This is a genomic window from Kribbella sp. NPDC005582, assembly GCF_040605415.1.
Taxonomy (GTDB): Bacteria; Actinomycetota; Actinomycetes; order Propionibacteriales; family Kribbellaceae; genus Kribbella.
Window position 1 is genome coordinate 178,712 of sequence record NZ_JBEXCU010000003.1, and the last position, 17,110, is coordinate 195,821.

17 protein-coding genes are annotated in these 17,110 nt (G+C 68.7%); 7 read left to right on the forward strand and 10 right to left on the reverse strand.

Annotated features, from left to right (window positions below):
- Positions 1 to 32 precede the first annotated feature (32 nt).
- On the reverse strand, positions 33 to 1,007 hold the full coding sequence (locus tag ABZS29_RS18750; RefSeq protein ID WP_355463496.1) for a DMT family transporter: 975 nt from the start codon (positions 1,005 to 1,007) through the stop codon (positions 33 to 35).
- 122 nt (positions 1,008 to 1,129) lie between these two features.
- On the opposite strand from ABZS29_RS18750, the gene ABZS29_RS18755 reads away from it, so the two are divergent.
- The 4 genes from ABZS29_RS18755 to ABZS29_RS18770 are packed head-to-tail and all read left to right on the forward strand — an operon-like array spanning position 1,130 to position 6,416.
- A complete protein-coding gene (locus tag ABZS29_RS18755) occupies positions 1,130 to 2,326 on the forward strand; it encodes a cysteine desulfurase-like protein (protein ID WP_355463498.1) in 1,197 nt (398 codons plus the stop codon).
- 28 nt (positions 2,327 to 2,354) lie between these two features.
- Positions 2,355 to 3,917: a hypothetical protein gene (locus tag ABZS29_RS18760; protein ID WP_355463499.1), complete on the forward strand. Its 1,563-nt coding sequence runs from the start codon at positions 2,355 to 2,357 to the stop codon at positions 3,915 to 3,917.
- Positions 3,914 to 5,137: an ROK family transcriptional regulator gene (locus ABZS29_RS18765; RefSeq protein ID WP_355463501.1), complete on the forward strand. Its 1,224-nt coding sequence runs from the start codon at positions 3,914 to 3,916 to the stop codon at positions 5,135 to 5,137. Before ABZS29_RS18760 ends, ABZS29_RS18765 begins: the two co-directional genes overlap by 4 nt.
- A gap of 10 nt (positions 5,138 to 5,147) precedes the next feature.
- Positions 5,148 to 6,416, forward strand: coding sequence for a glycoside hydrolase family 125 protein (locus ABZS29_RS18770; RefSeq protein WP_355463502.1), 1,269 nt, complete (start codon positions 5,148 to 5,150; stop codon positions 6,414 to 6,416).
- On the opposite strand, the gene ABZS29_RS18775 is transcribed toward ABZS29_RS18770, so the two are convergent.
- Both ABZS29_RS18775 and ABZS29_RS18780 read right to left on the reverse strand, forming a co-directional pair.
- Positions 6,409 to 7,251, reverse strand: a complete 843-nt coding sequence (locus ABZS29_RS18775) for an ABC transporter permease subunit (RefSeq protein ID WP_355463504.1) — start codon at positions 7,249 to 7,251, stop codon at positions 6,409 to 6,411. The genes ABZS29_RS18770 and ABZS29_RS18775 overlap by 8 nt on opposite strands.
- Positions 7,244 to 8,134: an ABC transporter ATP-binding protein gene (locus tag ABZS29_RS18780; RefSeq protein WP_355463506.1), complete on the reverse strand. Its 891-nt coding sequence runs from the start codon at positions 8,132 to 8,134 to the stop codon at positions 7,244 to 7,246. Before ABZS29_RS18780 ends, ABZS29_RS18775 begins: the two co-directional genes overlap by 8 nt.
- A gap of 125 nt (positions 8,135 to 8,259) precedes the next feature.
- Here ABZS29_RS18780 and ABZS29_RS18785 point away from each other — a divergent pair, with 125 nt between their 5' ends.
- Complete coding sequence (locus tag ABZS29_RS18785; protein ID WP_355463508.1) at positions 8,260 to 8,856, forward strand: NAD(P)H-binding protein; 597 nt, start codon at positions 8,260 to 8,262, stop codon at positions 8,854 to 8,856.
- On the opposite strand, the gene ABZS29_RS18790 is transcribed toward ABZS29_RS18785, so the two are convergent.
- The 3 genes from ABZS29_RS18790 to ABZS29_RS18800 are packed head-to-tail and all read right to left on the reverse strand — an operon-like array spanning position 8,857 to position 11,365.
- A complete protein-coding gene (locus ABZS29_RS18790) occupies positions 8,857 to 9,522 on the reverse strand; it encodes a response regulator transcription factor (protein ID WP_355463510.1) in 666 nt (221 codons plus the stop codon).
- Between the two features lie 35 nt (positions 9,523 to 9,557).
- Positions 9,558 to 10,214, reverse strand: coding sequence for a response regulator transcription factor (locus tag ABZS29_RS18795; RefSeq protein ID WP_355463512.1), 657 nt, complete (start codon positions 10,212 to 10,214; stop codon positions 9,558 to 9,560).
- Positions 10,211 to 11,365 (reverse strand): histidine kinase, encoded by a 1,155-nt coding sequence (locus tag ABZS29_RS18800; RefSeq protein ID WP_355463513.1) that lies wholly within the window; start codon positions 11,363 to 11,365, stop codon positions 10,211 to 10,213. The genes ABZS29_RS18795 and ABZS29_RS18800 overlap by 4 nt, the downstream gene beginning before the upstream one ends.
- A gap of 130 nt (positions 11,366 to 11,495) precedes the next feature.
- Between ABZS29_RS18800 and ABZS29_RS18805 the strand changes: the two genes are divergently transcribed.
- Positions 11,496 to 11,960, forward strand: a complete 465-nt coding sequence (locus ABZS29_RS18805) for a DUF6069 family protein (RefSeq protein ID WP_355463514.1) — start codon at positions 11,496 to 11,498, stop codon at positions 11,958 to 11,960.
- Here ABZS29_RS18805 and ABZS29_RS18810 read toward each other — a convergent pair.
- Complete coding sequence (locus ABZS29_RS18810) at positions 11,936 to 12,622, reverse strand: FCD domain-containing protein (RefSeq protein WP_355463515.1); 687 nt, start codon at positions 12,620 to 12,622, stop codon at positions 11,936 to 11,938. The genes ABZS29_RS18805 and ABZS29_RS18810 overlap by 25 nt on opposite strands.
- Before the next feature lie 80 nt (positions 12,623 to 12,702).
- On the opposite strand from ABZS29_RS18810, the gene ABZS29_RS18815 reads away from it, so the two are divergent.
- Positions 12,703 to 13,917 (forward strand): alpha-hydroxy acid oxidase, encoded by a 1,215-nt coding sequence (locus tag ABZS29_RS18815; RefSeq protein WP_355463516.1) that lies wholly within the window; start codon positions 12,703 to 12,705, stop codon positions 13,915 to 13,917.
- On the opposite strand, the gene ABZS29_RS18820 is transcribed toward ABZS29_RS18815, so the two are convergent.
- The 3 genes from ABZS29_RS18820 to ABZS29_RS18830 form a co-directional block, all read right to left on the reverse strand.
- Positions 13,894 to 15,036: a sensor histidine kinase gene (locus tag ABZS29_RS18820; protein ID WP_355463517.1), complete on the reverse strand. Its 1,143-nt coding sequence runs from the start codon at positions 15,034 to 15,036 to the stop codon at positions 13,894 to 13,896. The two genes, ABZS29_RS18815 and ABZS29_RS18820, sit on opposite strands and share 24 nt — an antisense overlap.
- A 78-nt stretch (positions 15,037 to 15,114) precedes the next feature.
- Positions 15,115 to 15,753, reverse strand: coding sequence for a pyridoxamine 5'-phosphate oxidase family protein (locus tag ABZS29_RS18825; RefSeq protein WP_355463518.1), 639 nt, complete (start codon positions 15,751 to 15,753; stop codon positions 15,115 to 15,117).
- An 8-nt stretch (positions 15,754 to 15,761) separates the two neighbouring features.
- The gene (locus ABZS29_RS18830) at positions 15,762 to 16,997 is read right to left on the reverse strand and encodes an MFS transporter (protein WP_355463519.1); all 1,236 of its coding nucleotides are present in this window, start codon (positions 16,995 to 16,997) and stop codon (positions 15,762 to 15,764) included.
- Between the last annotated feature and the right edge of the window lie 113 nt (positions 16,998 to 17,110).

Genomic DNA, 17,110 nt, shown 5'->3' on the forward strand with positions numbered 1-17,110 from the left:
CCGAGGTTGGTGAGTGGGGGCGGTCCGCTAACTCACCGCACCTCGGCTGCGGGTTCCGGGGTGACGACCACTGGCTTGCGCTTGAACGAGTTGAAGACGCCTTGGGAGATGGCGACGCCGAGCAGGACGACGAGGCCGCCGACCGGCTGGTACCAGGTGAGGTGCTCGCGGAGGATGATCACGCCGACCAGGATCGAGAAGACCGGCATCAGGTAGGTCACCATGGAGGACCGGCTGGCGCCGATGAGGCGGATGTTGCGCATGCTCAGGACGAAGGCGATGCCGCTGCCGAGCGCGCCCAGGGCCAGCACGCTGCCGAGCACCTCGATCGACAGCGACCACGGTGCGGGCGGAGCCTGCCGGGTGACGATCGGGGCCACGATCGCGAGCTGGACCATTGCGCACAGCAACAAGGTGGCCGACAGCGCGGTGCCGGAGACGTTGCTGCCGGCAAGGAAGCGCTTCTGGTACGGGACGGCGATGCCGTAGCAGACGGCGGCGAGCATGCAGAGGAGCTGACCGGTCAGGTCGGCGCCGGCGTTCACGTTCCAGGCGCCGAGGACGACGAGCATGCCCACGAACCCGATCACCAGGCCGAGTCCGCGCTGCAGTGAGAAGAGCTCGGTCCGGAAGATCAGTACGGCGATCGGCAGCACGACCAGTGGGGTGATGCCGTTCCAGATGCCGGCCAGCAGCGACGGGATCCGCTCCTCGCCGTAGCCGAACAAGGTCCACGGGATCGCCGAGCCGACCGCGCCGACCACGAACGAGTGCGCCCACAGTCGCCGGTCGCGGGGGAGTGCTTCGCGCTTGACCGCGAGGAACAGCAGCAGCACGATCGCGCCCGCGGTGACCCGGCCGAGGGCGAGGTAGAGCGGCGGCAGTTCCCGCACGCCGACCGAGATGAACAGGAAGCTGCAACCCCAGATGGCGGCCAGGGTCAGCATGGTCGGAAGCCAGGCCCGCAAGGGGATCGCGGAGGTGTCAGTAGTCGTCGGGGTGCTCACTCCTGACATCCTGCACCACCCCGCCGACAATTCGTACTGCGATTTCCGGATCCGGGCACAGGTTTGTCCGGCTCCGGGCAGACCCTGGCTCAGAACCGGTTCGGCGGGAGAGGATGGCCGGCATGGGTGCCTTCGATGTCATTGCGGTCCGCAAGCAGTTCCCTGCACTCGGTGAGGGTGCAGCGCACTTCGACGGCCCCGGTGGTTCGCAGACCCCGCAGGCGGTCGCCGACGCGGTCGCGGCCACCCTCACCTCAGCGCTGGCGAACCGCGGCCAGCTCACCCCGGCCGAGCGTCGCGCCGACGGCATCGTCCGAGACGCCCGGACGGCGATGGCCGACCTGCTCGGGTCGACGCCCGAAGGAATCGTGTTCGGCCGCAGCATGACCCAGCTGACCTACGACTTCTCCCGGACGCTCGCCAAGTCGTGGGGACCCGGCGATGAGATCGTTGTCACCCGCCTCGATCACGACGCGAACATCCGCCCCTGGGTCCAGGCCGCGGAGGCAGTCGGCGCGACCGTCCGCTGGCTCGGGTTCGACCGCGAGACGTCGGAGCTCGACGACCTGACGCCGCTACTCTCCGAGCGCACGAAGCTGGTCGCCGTCACCGGCGCCTCCAACCTGCTCGGCACCCGGCCCGACACCGAGGCGATCGCAGCGCAGGTCCACGAGGCCGGCGCGCTCCTGTACGTCGACGGCGTGCACCTGACCGCCCACGCCCCGGCCGATACGTCGTACGCCGACTTCTACGTCTGCTCGCCGTACAAGTTCTTCGGCCCGCATCTCGGCGTGCTGACCGCGCGCCCCGAGCTGCTCGAAACCCTCCGCCCGGACAAGCTCCTGCCCTCGTCCGACGTCGTACCGGAGCGCTTCGAGCTGGGCACGCTGCCCTACGAGCTGCTAGCCGGTACGACGGCCGCCGTCGACTTCATCGCCGGATTAGGCGGCGAGGGCACGACCCGCCGCGAGCGGCTGAACGCTTCCCTCCGCCTGATCGAGGAGCACGAGGACGCCCTCCGCGACGACCTCGAAGCCCGCCTCAAGGCCATCCCCGAAATCACCCTCTACGGCCATGCCGCTCTCCGCACGCCGACCCTGCTCTTCACAGTCGCCGGTCACTCACCACAAGCGGTCGCCGAGCACCTCGCCAAGGCCGGAGTGAACGCCCCGGCCGGCACCTTCTACGCCTACGAACCCGCCCGCCACCTCGGCCTCACCGAGGGCGCAGTCCGCGCCGGACTCGCGCCGTACACAGATCAATCCGATGTCGACCGCCTCGTGGAGGCCGTCTTGACGCTCCTTCGACCCACTAACTAAAGTCAATGGGGAAAGTCGAGGGGGTCAGGTGAGAGAACCCAGCGCGGTCTTCGTCCAGAGCGGCGACGACCTGATCGAGGCCCGCCGCAACGGCCTCTGGTCGGCGGGCGGCGTCGAGGTCGGCTGGACCGACGGCACGGTCGAGGTCACCGCGGACTCGGTCACCCGCGTCGCGCTCCGCTGGTCCGAACCGCTGCCGTCCGGCGCCCTGATCCTCGGCGACGCCTGGGAACGCTCGTACGGCGACCTCCAGTGGCGGCATCAGCAGCCCGACCGTCTGCTCCCGTGGTACTTCCTGGTCCACGACCCGGCCACCGGACGCACAACCGGCGCCGGGGTCGAGGTCCAGCCAAGCGCTTTCGCGGCGTGGACCGTCGACGCGGGTGGCTGCACGCTCTGGCTCGACCTCCGCAACGGCGGCGGCCCGACCCACCTGAACGGCCGGACCCTCCGAGCGGCTACCGTCCAATCGTTCGACGATGCAGGCACTCCCTGGCAGACCCTCGACGCAGCGGTCGCCACCATGAGCTCCCGACTGCCGGCGCGACCTGAGCCCGCGCCGGTGGTCGGGGCCAACAACTGGTACTACGCGTACGGCGAGAACTTCGACGAGAAGGCCGTCCTCACCGACGCCGCCACGATCGTCGAGCTCGCCGACGGGCACCCGGTCAAACCGTTCAGCGTGGTCGACGACGGCTGGTACCCGGGCGGCATCGCCTCCGGCGGACCCTGGGATCAAGGCATTCCCGGTATCTTCGACGACCTAGCCGGTACGGCGGCCTCGATCCGCGCGATCGGCGCCCGTCCGGGACTGTGGTTCCGCCCACTGCTGGTGCGCGAAGCCGGTCCGTGGGGACGCCAAGGTCCGCACGACAAGCCGGGCCGAGCGCTCGACCCGTCGTACCCGGAGGTCCTGGACCTGGTGCGCAACGACCTGACCCGGTTCAAGGACTGGGGTTTCGAGCTGGTCAAGCACGACTTCAGCACGTACGACGTGTTCGGCGCCTTCGGACCGGCGATGGGCTCCCGGCTCACCGCGAGCGGCTGGCAACTGCACGACCCGAGCCGGACCACGGCCGAGATCCTGCTCGCCTTCTATCGCGAGATCCGCAGCGCCGCCCAGGACGTCGTACTGATTGGGTGCAACACCGTCGGCCATCTCGCGGCCGGGCTGGTCGACGTCCAGCGCACTGGTGACGACACCTCCGGGCGGGACTGGGAGCGGACGCGCAAGATGGGCGTCAACACGCTCGCGTTCCGCCTGCCGCAGCACGGGCGGTTCTTCACCGTCGACGCCGACTGTGTGCCGTGCACTCCGCAGACCCCCTGGGAGCTGAACGAGCGGTTCCTCGATCTGGTCGCCCGATCGGGGACCGCGCTGTTCTTGTCGATCGATCCGGCAGCCCGCACCGAGCGCACGGATCGCGCACTGCGGGCCGGGATCCGGCTGGCCCTCGACGGCGGCGACCGGGGTGGGATCGAGCCAGCGGACTGGCTGGTGAACACCACGCCGACGGCCTGGCGCAGTGGGGCAGAGACCATCCACTACGACTGGGCGCGACCCTGGGGCGCCGACCCGGTCTCCGGATGAGCATTCGCCGCGGGACGAATCTGGATCGCGTCGGTGGGTACAACGACGCAGTGGTCCTGGACGCGATTCGCCGAAGCGCGCAGCTCAGCCGGGTCGAGCTCGCCACTGCGACCGGCCTGTCCGGGCAGGCGATCTCGAACATCACCCGCCGGCTGCTCGACGCCGGCCTGCTTCGCGAGGCTGGGCGGCAGAAGAGCGCCGGCCTCGGCAAACCCCGCACGCTCCTCGAGCTCGAGCCCACCGGCCAGTACGCCGTCGGCGTCCACCTCGATCCCGCGGTCGTGACCGTCGTACTGCTTGATCTCACCGGTCAGGTGACCGCACGCCGACAGCTCGCACCTCCGGAGAACGACGATCCAAAGGTGCTGATCGACGCGATCGCGGACACGGTCGAAGCCATCATCGAGGAGTCCGCGGCGCTGCGCAGCCGAGTGATCGGGGTCGGGATCGCCGCACCCGGGCCGATCGACGTCGAGCGCGGAGTGGTCGTCGACCCACCGAACCTGTCCGCCTGGCACCTCGTGCCGCTCCGCGACGAGCTGCGCGAACGCACCGGGATGCCCGTGCTCCTCGACAAGGACGTCACCGCGGCGGCCGCGGCCGAGAAGTGGATCAGCGGACCGGGCAACTTCGTCTTCTTCTACCTCGGGACCGGCGTCGGCGTCGGGGTGGTGCTCGGCGACGAGGTCGTCCGCGGCTCATCGAGCAACGCGGGCGAGATCGGCCACGTCATCGCCGACCCGGATGGCCCGGTCTGTTTCTGCGGACGTCGCGGCTGCGTCGGCGAGAGCAGCCGGCCGCGCTACCTGGTCGAGCAGGGCGTCGCCGCCGGAGTGCTTGCCCAGAGCATCGACCTCGACGATCGCCAGGCGGTGGACGCCGCCTTCACCGAGCTGTGTACGCTGGCCGCCGCCGGGCCCGGGGCCGCGGCCGAGATCATCACGGCACTCGCCGAGCGGATCGCCAAAGTGGTCGAGGACGTGGCGAACCTGCTCGACCTGGACCGCGTGGTCTTCGGCGGCCCGTACTTCGAGCAGCTCGCCCCGCTGCTGACCGACCGGGTCCGGGCCGCGCTGCGGAGCCGATTCACCCTCCGCACGATCCACGGCGTCGAAGTCACCGGTACGGCGCTCGGTGCGGACGCCGGCGCGATCGGCGCCGGCAGCCTGGTGCTGGACCACACGTTCTCGCCGGAACGCGAACTCGTTGCTGAAAGGTAGATGGACAAAGATGATCGATCCCGACGTGCTGGCCCGTGCCACCGAGAAGGTCCGCGCGGCCAGTGGGGACGACGTGATCGCGGAGATGTTCCGGCGGTCGATGGCCGAGAACCTGCCGGCCGTGGCCGAGCGGCTGCCGGACGGTACGACGTTCGTGCTGACCGGCGACATCCCGGCGATGTGGCTGCGCGACTCCGCGGCTCAGCTGCGACCGTACCTGCTGCTGTGCAAGGACGATCCGGGCCTGCAGGACGTGCTGATCGGCGTACTGCATCGCCAGCTCGAGTACGTCGTACTGGATCCGTATGCGAACGCCTTCAACCGCGAGGCCAACGGCGCCGGGCACACGACCGACGAGACCGAGATGTCGCCGTGGGTGTGGGAACGCAAGTACGAGATCGACTCGCTCTGCTTCCCGCTCGACCTGGCCTACAAGCTGTGGCGGATCACCGGGCGGTCCGACGTGATCGATGCGCGCTTCCGGCCGGCGGCCGAGGCGATCCTGGAGCTGTGGACCGTCGAGCAGGATCACGAGGCGCGGTCGCCGTACCGGTTCCAGCGGCACGACGATCGGCCGTCGGACAGCCTGGTGCGCGGCGGCCTCGGGCGGCTGACCAAGCCGACCGGGATGTCGTGGAGCGCGTTCCGGCCGAGCGACGACGCGACCGATCTCGGGTTCAACGTGCCCGGCAACATGTTCGCGTCGGTGGTGCTGGGCTATCTGCAGGAGATCGCGACCGAGGTCCTCGACGACGAGTCGCTGGCGTCGCGCGCCAAGGAGCTGAAGTCCGCGATCGAGGAAGGCATCGCGCTGTTCGGGACGGTCGACCACCCGACGTACGGGCGGGTCTACGCCTATGAGGTGGACGGGATGGGGGAGTCGTTGCTGATGGACGACGCCAACATGCCGTCGCTGCTGAGCGCGCCGCTGTCCGGCTTCGCCGCGCCCGACGACCCGACGTACCTGGCGACGCGCAAGTTGCTGCTGAGCCCGGAGAACCCGTACTACTACAGCGGTACGGCGGCCGCCGGCATCGGTAGTCCGCACACGCCGCCGCGCTACATCTGGCACATTGCCCTTGCTGTGCAGGGGATTTCGAGCACGTCCGCGGAGGAGCGGCAACAGTTGCTCGAGCTCCTCCGCGACACGACGGGTGGCACGGGGCTCATGCACGAAGGGTTCGATGTCGACGACCCGACGCAGTTCACCCGCGAGTGGTTCTCCTGGGCGAACGCGATGTTCTGTGAGCTCGCGCTGGTGCACGCCGGCATCAAGTGACGTCTCGCCGCCTGGTCATCCATGCGGCGAGTCCGGCAAAGATCAGGCAGTAGGCCAGCAAGGTCGCGAGGGCTCGGCCGCCGCTGACCGCATCCCGTACGCCGGGAGGTGCGTCGCCGGTGGCCATGCCGGTCACCGCGAACACCAGCGAACCCGCGTTGGCGCCGGGGAGTGCGTTGGACAGGAACTTGAGGTCGGGGAGCAGGCTGTTGACCACTCCGGCCAGCAGGGTCTCGATGCCAAGGATCCACACGACGCCGAGCCCGATGGGGAGTGCAACGTTGCGGAAGGCAACGGCCAGGGCAGCACCGGCCAGGCACCACGTCATCAGGACCAGCCAGCCGCCGGCGAGTCCTTTGACCAGATCGAGGGCGCCCGGCCAGTTCGTGGCCCCATCTTCGGCTGCCGCGATACCGATACTGCACAGGGCGCAGGCGGCGAAGATCCCGAGTACCCACAGGGCGGTCATCGTGGCGAGGCCGAGCAGCTGAGCGCCGAGGATCTTGGCGCGGCCGGGGCGCTGGGTGAAGATCGTCTTCAGCGTGCCCCAGGTGTACTCGCCGCCGATCACGATCGCGCCGAGGACCAGCGCGAGCGCACCGGCGAAGATCGGGTACCCGCCGATCGTGTTGTCGATGACCCGGGCCGGCAGCATCCCGGCGAGGACTGCGTCCCTCGGAACGCCGGTCGTCTGCGGGTTGTCGTCGCCGGTGACGTAGCCGAGGTAGGGGAGGAGGTAGCCGAAGATCAGGCTCAGGATCAGACCGGCGCCGAAGAGTACCCAGACCGCGGATCGTTTGCGGAGCTTCAGGATCTCCGCCCGGTAGCTACTCATTGGCGGTCAACTCGAAGAACAGATCCTCCAGTGCACGCTCAGCACTGTGGAGTTCGGAGACCGCGATCCCGGCCTCGACCAGGACGCGATTGATCTCGGCCGCCCGGGTCGGATCCACCTGCACCCGCAGCGTCTCGTCGTACCGATGTACGGCGCCGCTGCCCAGCAAGCTGCTGAGCACGGCCTGCGCCTGCTGTTGTGGTTCGGCGCGGACCAGCAGTTCCTGCTCACCGCGCAGCTCGTCGACGTTGTGCTCGGCAACCATCCGGCCGGAGTCGATGATGCCGACCCGGTCGCAGATCTGCTGGACCTCGCCGAGCAGGTGGCTGGACAGCAGCACGGTGCGTCCGTCGGATCCGAGCTCGCGGATCAGCCGGCGCATGTCCCGCATCCCCGCCGGGTCGAGACCATTGGTCGGCTCGTCCAGGATCACCAGTTCGGGATCCTTCAGCAGTGCCGCTGCCACTCCGAGCCGCTGCTTCATCCCCAGCGAGTACGTCGAGAAGCGGTCCTTGGAGCGCTCTTTCAGGTCGACGAGCTCCAGCACCTCGTCGACTCGCTGCCGCGACACCTCGGCGTACTCGGCGAGCAACCGCAGGTTGTCCAGGCCGGACAGATACGGATAGAACGCGGGCGACTCGATCATCGACCCGGTCCGCCCGAGGACGTCCGGGCTGCCCGGCGTGCCGCCGAGCACTCGCACGGCTCCACTGGTCGGCCGGATCAGGCCGGTGAGAATCCGCAGGGTGGTCGTCTTGCCGGCGCCGTTCGGGCCCAGGAACCCGTAGACCTCACCCGGCCGGACGGTCAGGTCGACACCGTTGACCGCGAGGGTGTCGCCGTACCGCTTGGTCAGTTCTGTGACCTCAATGAGCGCTTCCATACCCCAACAGTGCTGGTCGGGGAGCGTTCTCCGCGTCGGGTCGGAGGAGGCATCGGCGCTACCGCCCCGGGAGTATGTCGTACACTGTTCGTCGAACGAACACTGTTCGTCTTCCAGGAGATGTGATGAGCAAAGTAGTCGTCTTCGGCGCGAACGGCGGCACCGGCCGCCTGATCGTCGAGCAAGCACGCCAGGCCGGTCACGACGTCACCGCCGCGGTCCGTCGTCCGACGGGCCCCGGCGAGATCGCGGCCGACGTACGGGACGCGGAATCGGTTGCCGCCGCCGTCACCGGTCAGGACGTGGTGATCTCAGCCATCGGCGCGCCCGGCCGCAAGTCTCTGAACCTCTACTCCGACGCGGCCCGCGCCTTCATCGCCGCGATGGATCACGGCCGCCTGATCGTCATCACGTCCAGCGGTGTCCGCCCCGACGACCCCAACTTCTCCCTCTGGTACCGCGTCCTCGCGCACACCCTCGTCAAGGAGCTGTACGCCGACATGCGCCACGGCGAGGAGATCATCCGGGAGAGTGCTCTCGACTGGACCTTCGTCCGCCCCACCCGCCTGTTGGACACTCCGGCCGCCGAATCCATCCGCGCCGAGAACGCCCAAACCCCGAAGGGCGGCTGGCAGATACCCCGAGCCAACGTGGCCCGCTTCATAGTCACCGAACTAGAAGATTCCCGCTGGTCCCACCAAGCACCGACCCTGGCGCTGTAGTTAGCCGAGCCACCCCGGGCGCACAAGCCCTGTCTGATAGGCGACAACAACCAGCTGCGCCCGGTCGCGCGCACCCAGCTTGATCATCGCCCGACTGACATGCGTCTTCGCCGTCGCCGGGCTGACGACGAGCCGCTCGGCGATCTCGTCGTTCGACAACCCCTCACCGACCAGCGCGACGATCTCCTTCTCGCGCTCGGTCAGTACGTCGAGCTCCTTGCTCGCATGCGGTTGCCGGCTCCGGCTCGCGAACTCGGCCACCAGTCGACGAGTCACACCAGGCGAGAGCAACGCATCCCCGCGCGCAACGACCCGAACCGCCTGCAACAGCTCAACCGGCTCGGTGTCCTTCACCAGGAACCCACTCGCCCCGACCCGCAACGCCTCGAACACGTACTCGTCCAGATCGAACGTCGTCAGAATCACCACGTGGACATCCGTCAGCGTCTCGTCCGCGCCGATCATCCGTGTCGCGGCGAGTCCATCGGTCCCCGGCATCCGGATGTCCATCAGCACCACGTCAGGCTTCTCGGCCCGCGCCACCGCGACAGCCTCCGCGCCGTCGGCCACCTCGCCGATCACCGTGATGTCGTCCTCGGCGTTCAGCAACGCCCGGAACCCGGCCCGCACCAACGCCTGGTCGTCCGCCAGCAGCACCCTGATCATGCGGTCACGTTAGTGCTTGCCGCGGGCCATGACGATCACGCCAGACCGGCATCATGCGCCAGCAGGGCAATCTGCGTGCGGTTGCCGAGCTCCAGCTTGGTCAGGATGTGCGAGATGTGCGCCTTCACCGTCGCCAGGCTCATGTACAGCTCGGCCGCGATCTGCGCGTTCGCCTTCCCTTGCGCGACCGCCAGCATCACGTCGTACTCGCGGGGTGAGAGCCGCTTCAGCGACTCCTGCGCGACCGTGTGTGCGTCGGCTTGAGTGGCGGCCCGGTCCATCAGCCGCCGGGTGATCGCGGGGGAGAGGATCGGGTCACCCGCCGCCACCCGCCGTACGGCGTCGACGATCTGCGCCGGCGGCGTGTCCTTCAGCAAGAACCCACTGGCCCCTGCGCGCAACGCATGCAGCACGTTCTCATCGGTGTCGAACGTCGTCAGCACCACGACCTCCGGCGGATTCGGCCGCGCCCGCACTCGCCGGGTCGCCACAATCCCGTCCACCCGCGGCATCCGCAGATCCATCAACACCAGATCCGGAAAGTGCGCGTCAACCGCCGCCTGTACTTCATCCCCGTCGGTCGCCTGGCCTACGACCGAGATCCCGTGCGCCCCGTCGAGCATCATCTCCAAGCTCGCCCGCACCAGCGCATCGTCATCCACTAGCAGGACCCGGATCGTCGGCTCACTCATAGCGGCCACGGTAGCGAGGCAGCGAGCCGGAACCCGCCATCGGGCTCCCGCTGATGGTCCAGCGTGCCGCCGGCCAAGTGCACCCGCTCGGTCAGCCCGACCAGCCCGGTGCCGCTCCCCGGCGCCAGCGGTACGCCGTTCGATCCGGAATTCAACAGCTCGATCCGCAGCCCGCCCCCAGGCTTACCGGCTACGGTCACGGTCACCGGATGCCCGGCCGCGTGCTTCCGCGCATTGGTCAGCCCTTCCTGCACAATCCGGTACGCCGTCCGCCCGGTTGCCGGGGGCAACGACGTTGCCTCGGTGACCTGATCGTCGTACAAGACAGTCGTCCCAGCGGCCCGTGACTCCGCCACCAGACCTTCCATATCCGCGAAGGTCGGCTGCGGCCGCCCGCCCGGCCCCTCCTCGGCCTCGGTGTCACGCAACACGCTGATCACTTCACGCAGCTCTTCCAGCGCCTGGTGCACGCCGGTCCGAATCACGCCGGCAGCCTGTGCGAGCTTCTCCGGCGACGAGTCCGGCCGATACTCCAACGCCCCCGCATACGTTGCCAGCAACGACAATCGATGCGCCAGTACGTCGTGCATCTCCCGAGCCATCTTCGTCCGCTCCAGCGTCCGTGCCTCGGCAACCCGGCGCCCTTGCTCAGCCTCGGCCCGCCGCGCTCGATCCAGCAACGAGTCCAGCAGTTGCTGCCGAGCCTGCATCCACAATCCCCAACCCAGCAAGGCCGCATGCACCGCAACATCCAGTACCGCGAACCACAAGAACGGCAACCCGGCAATCGGCCGCCAAGCCCCCTGCACCAAATGCGCCACAACCTGAAGCACAGTCACCGCGATCGCCGTCCGCTGCGGCATCCGCAAGGCGATCCCGAGCGTCGCCGCCGTACTGGCGGGCGTCGCCGCAGGCGACAGAACCGCCAGCACCGCCAACCCCAACGCCGTCGGCACCGGCCGTCGAGGCAGGAAAACCATCAGCCCCGTACTGACCACCGCCACCGCGATGTCCAGACCGATCCGCCGCGGATGACTCGTATCCGCCATCCGCCCCAGCACCGTCGTCGCGGTCAGAACCCCGATCGCGACAACAACCCAAACGTCCCAGATCCGCCGCCGCCCCGCCGGTGAACAGTCTTGTTGCTCCATGCCCAGACCCTAAGCCGCCCGCCTCCCACCCACCACCGACCAAAGTAGAACCCCCGCAACCCTCCGGCCGATGCCCCGACCCCGATCCCTCAGCCACTGTGTTCCCACCAACCACTTCCGGAGGCTCACAATGCAGACCATCACCGCGACCGTTCCCACCACCAAGCCGGCCAAGCGCCGTACCGATCGGAGCAGGTTGCTGGTGGTCGGCGTCACCACCATCGCCGCCGCGTCCTGGTGGGCGATCCTCGTCCCCGTCGCCGGACTGACCCTCGACGCCCGCCGAGGCGGCGTACTGCAGCACGTCGGCGCTCCCGCCATCGTGATCTCCGCCGCCCTGATGGCGTTCGCTGCCTGGGGACTCCTCGCGGTCCTCGAGCGCTTCGCCGTCGGCGCCCGCAGAGCCTGGACGATCGTTGCCACGATCTCCTGCCTGCTCTCCCTGAGCGGCCCGCTGACCGGCGGCATCGGCCTCGGCGCCAAGCTCGGTCTGGCGTCCTTCCACCTGCTCGTCGGCGCGATCATCGTTCTCGGCCTGCGCCGGACCGCGCGCTCCGCCATCGAGCGCTGCTACGAGGACAACCGGGCCGCCTGATAGAACCCCTGGATATGCGCGGTCACCAACTTGGCCGCGCCATCCGCATCTCCGGCGGCGAGCGCCGCGACGATCGCCCGATGCTCGTTCCGCAACCCGACCGCTGTCGCCTCCCAGTCCGGCAAATTCGGCACGGCCGCCAGCACGTACCCGTGAATTGCCGACCGCAACGACTCCATCACTGCCGCGATCAACACGTTCCCGGCCAGCCCCGCCAACGCCACATGGAATTCCGCGTCGAGCCGATGAAACTCGTCCGGCGACAACCCCGGCGCATCCATCCGATCCAGCAACTCCAGCACCGGCGCCAACTCCGGCGACCGCCCGGCCGCCTCGCGCGCCGCCCACGACTCGAGCAGCACCCGCGTCTGCACCACATCACCCATCGGCAGGTGATTCGTTGCCAGATGCAACCGCAGTACAGCGGTCAACGGCGACACCGGCTCCGCCACGATCACCGCGCCCGCCTCCGGCCCGGACCCGGTCGCGGTCCGCACCACGCCCATCGCCCCGAGCACCCGAACCGCCTCCCGCACCGACGGTCGGCTGATCCCGAGTTGCTCGGCGAGCACACGCTCTCCCGGCAGCCGCCCGCCGATCCGTAGCCGCCCGGCGGCGAGATCGGCCTCGACCCGATGCAGCACCAGCTCGTAGTTCTTCACCCGACGACTCTACCCGTGTGGTCGGACCACAGGGTAGGCTGTGGTCCGACCACAGAAGGACCGCCTGCTCCGGAGCCCCCATGACCGATCGTCAGCTACCCAAATGGTCCGAGCTGAAGCCGCTGCTGCGGGCCAAGCCGATCACGGCGAACCCGACCGAGCGCCGCCTCGAGAAGGCGCTCACCATCGCGGATCTGCGCGCGATCGCCAAGCGCCGGACGCCGCGCTCGGTCTTCGACTACACCGACGGCGCCGCCGAGGCCGAGATCAGCCTGAGCCGCGCCCGCCGGCTGTTCGCCGAGATGGAGCTGCAGCCGTCGATCCTGCGCAACGTCTCCGACATCGACCTCGGTACGACGATCCTCGGCAAGCGCTCGGAGCTGCCGTTCGCGTTCGCGCCGACCGGCTTCACCCGGATGATGAACCACGAGGGCGAGAGCGCGGTGGTCAAGGTCGCCGAGCAGCTCGGCGTTCCGTACGCGCTCTCCACCATGGGCACCACCTCGATCGAGGACGTCGCCGCGGCCGCCCCGGACGCGCGCAAGTGGTTCCAGCTGTACGTGTGGAAGGACCGCGACTCCGGTGAGGACCTGGTCAAGCGGTCCGCAGCGGCCGGCTACGAGGCGCTGATGCTGACAGTCGACGTACCGGTTGCAGGAGCACGGCTGCGCGACGTACGGAACGGCTTCACCATCCCGCCGTCGCTGACCGTCAAGACCGTCCTGGACGCGTCGATGCACCCGGCCTGGTGGGCCAACCTGCTCACCACGCGCCCGCTGACCTTCGCGTCGCTCTCCAGCTGGGACGGCACGGTCGCCGAGCTGCTGGACAAGCTCTTCGACCCGACCATGACGATCGACGACCTGACCTGGCTGCGGTCGATCTGGGACGGCCCGCTGATCGTGAAGGGCATCCAGACCGTCGACGACGCCCGCCGCGTGGTCGACGCCGGTGCGGACGCGATCGTGCTCTCCAACCACGGCGGTCGCCAGCTCGACCGGGCGCCGACGCCGCTGCGCATCCTCCCGGACGTCCGCAAGGCGATCGGCACGGACGCCGAGATCTACCTCGACACCGGCATCATGTCCGGCGCAGACATCGTCGCCTCGATCGCACTCGGCGCCGACGCCTGCCTGGTCGGCCGTGCGTACCTGTACGGGCTGATGGCCGGCGGCCAGCGGGGTGTCGCCCGCGCCGCGGACATCCTCACGAAGGAGGTCCGCCGCACGATGGCGCTGCTCGGCGTCTCCAGCGTGGCGGAGCTCAACCCGTCACACGTGCGTCTGCCCGGCTAGCGGCAGCGTCGCGACGACTCGCAGACCGCCGGCCGGTGTGCGGGTCGTCGCCAGCGTCCCGCCGAGCGCTGTGGCCCGCTCGCGCATGCCGACCAGCCCGTTGCCTTCGGTGGGCGGACCGGTCAGCGACTGCCCGTTGTCGTCGACCTGCACCACGAGCGATTCCTCGCCGTACTGGATCCGCACGGTCGCAGCGGTCGCCTTGGCATGCCGTACGACGTTTGTCAGCGACTCCTGGATGATGCGGAACGCAGCACGATCCAGTCCGGTCGGAAGCGGACGCGCCTCACCATGGATGACGGTGTGCACCTCTAGACCGGCCATGGATGTGCGGTTGACCAACTGCTCGAGCCGATCGAGACCTGCCACCGGCTGGCGCGGTGCGGTCTCGTCCTCCTGCCGCAGGATGCCGACAATCGACCGCAGCTCTACCAGTGCCTCTTTGCTGGCGTCCTTGATCGCTGCGAGCGCCGGTACGGCCTGCTCGGGCTGTCTGTCGGCCAGGTGCAGCGCAGTGGACGCCTGCACGTTGATCAGCGAGATGTGGTGCGCCACCACGTCGTGCAGCTCCTGCGCGATCCGAAGCCGTTCCTGACTGGCCTGCCGCAGCTCAGCCTCTCGCCGAGTGCGATCGGCGGCTGTCACTCGATCCCGATGAGCGCGGGCCAGCTCCGACACTGTGCCCAGCAGCACGAAGCAGAAGCCGACCAGCAGGATCTGATAGACGCCTTGCTCGTTGATGCCGAGCAACATCCGCCCGCCGACGTGACCGATGTAGAGCGCGGCCAGGGCCGACCATCCGCTCAGCCGGTGCCCCAGCCGGATGGTGGTGAACACCGCGATGATGAACGGCAGGATCACCGGACCGTACGGGTACTGCATCAACATGTAGATCAGCGTCGCGGCAACCGTTGCCCACAGCACCGGAATCACGTGGGTCCGCAGCCAGTAGAGCGACAGCGAAGCCTTCAGGAGCAGCAGCACCATGAACCAGTCCGCCGGGCGGTGATCGAGCTGCATGTGCCGCGAGGCGCCGATCGACCCGGCCACGGTGAGCACCGTCATCGCCAGCGGCAGGGCGATCCGCCGTACCCCGGGGTAGTGGTCAGTGGTGCTCACAGTACGGAACCGTACGGCGCTCGACCCCGCGGTGTCATCGTCGGCACGGAGTAGCTCGCCGTACGCCGGGTGGGGTAGTCAGTACTTGACGTCGTAGATCTTGGCCTCGTACTCGGCGCCGTAGTACTTCTCCAGCTCCTCGATACTGGCGTCCTTGCGCTCCAGCGCCTGCGAGAGCTCCGCCCGGCTCGGTGCCGCGTCGACGTTCCAGGTCTCCGGCTTCCACAGCTTCGAGCGCAGGAACGCCTTCGAGCAGTGGTGGTAGACCTCCTCGATCTCCACCAGCAACGCGAGCTGCGGCCGGTTGCCCTTGACGATCATGTCGTCGAAGAACGGCGCTTCCTTGACGATTCGGGCCCGCCCGTTGATCCGCAGCGTGTCCGTGCGGCCCGGCAGGAAGTAGATCAGGCCGACATGCGGGTTGCTGAGGATGTTCTCGAAGCCGTCCACCCGCCGGTTGCCGGCGCGGTCCGGGATCGCGATCGTGGTGTCGTCGAGGACGAGGGTGAACCCGGCCGGATCGCCCTTCGGCGAGACATCACAGGTGCCGTCGGCCGCCGAGGTGGCGATCAGCACGAACGGTGAGGCGGCCAGCCATTTGCGATCCAGCGGGTGGAGCTCCTTGCGTTCCTTGTCCACCGCGGCCCCCAGCGGCAGCGGGACGATCTCGCGCAGTTCCTCGTACGTCGTGACCTCGACCAGACCGGGAATCTCCATCAGGCTCCTCAGGCAACCACGGCCGGGCCGTCCACGCTGACGGCCCGCGTCCGAGCAGCCCATTTTACGGCGGGACCAGTTCCCACACTGGTCCCAAGGAACAGGGCTCCGACGATGATCCAGCCGATCGGACCCCAGCCCAGGACGACCGTGGTCAGCAGCGCCGGGCCGAGCATTCTGGCGATCGCCGGACCGGTACCGAAGAAGCCCTGGTACTGCCCCTGCTTGTCGGCCGGCGCCAGTCCGAAGCTGATCTCCCAGGCGCCCGAGGCCAGCTTCATCTCGCCCAGCGTCAGCAACGATGCGGCCAGCACAAGTACGCCGGCAGCGACCGCGGGGTGCATGTCCATCGCGGTGAAGGCGAACACGCCACAGGCCGCCAGCATCGCGATCCCGGCGTACCGGATCGACTTCGTTGCAGTGCGCAGATCGCGAACCTTGCGAGCCACCCGCACCTGGAAGACCATCACGCCGAGCGTGTTCACGATCATCAGCGACGCGACCGCCCAGCTCGGGGCATCGGTCCGCGTCACGATCCACAGCGGGCCGATCAGGCTGATCAGCGGCATGAACAGCAGCATGATCGAGTTCAGCAGCGCCAGGACGGCGTACGGGCGATCCCGCAGTACGGCGAGCCGCGGCTCACCCTGCACCCGGACAGTCACCGCGACCGCGGGCACCCGGCGGATCAGCGCCGCGGCGATCAAGAAGCTCACCGCATCCAGCGCAAAGACCACCAGGTACGCCGTCTCTGTGTCGAACCGGAGCGCGATCCCGCCAAGGAGCGCGCCGACCGCCAGTCCGCCGTTCACCGTGGCCTGCAGGAAGGCGCGAATCCGCGTGCGCTCAGCCGGCGCGATCAACCCGGCGAGCAACGCCTGCCGAGCCGCCGTCAGGCCGGTCTGGCTGCAGGCGTAGGCGATCGCCGCGACCAGGAAGAGCGGGAAGCTCCGCACGAACAGGAACGCGGAGACGGAGACCGCCGTACTGAGTGCCAGCAGGATGGCGACCACCCGCGGCCCCTTGCGATCGGCCAGGTTGCCCAGCGGCACCCCGGTCAGGAACCCGATCAGCCAAGCGATCGTCAGCCCGAGGCCAACCTGCGCCTCGGAAAGCCCGACCACTCGCGTGAAGAACAACGCCGACGTGACGACGAACGCACCGTCGCCCACCGAGTTCGCCAGCTGAGCCATCGACAGATCGCGCGGCGCCCCCGCGGGCGGCAAGAACTTGTTCGTCATCATGGCTTGAGCCTAAGGCCCCACCGGCCCATCCCGAAGATCCACTTCTCTGCTGTTTAGCTGGGCCATTTGGTCCTCGGCACATTGCCCTGTGGATAACCCCGTTCGGGCCCGGA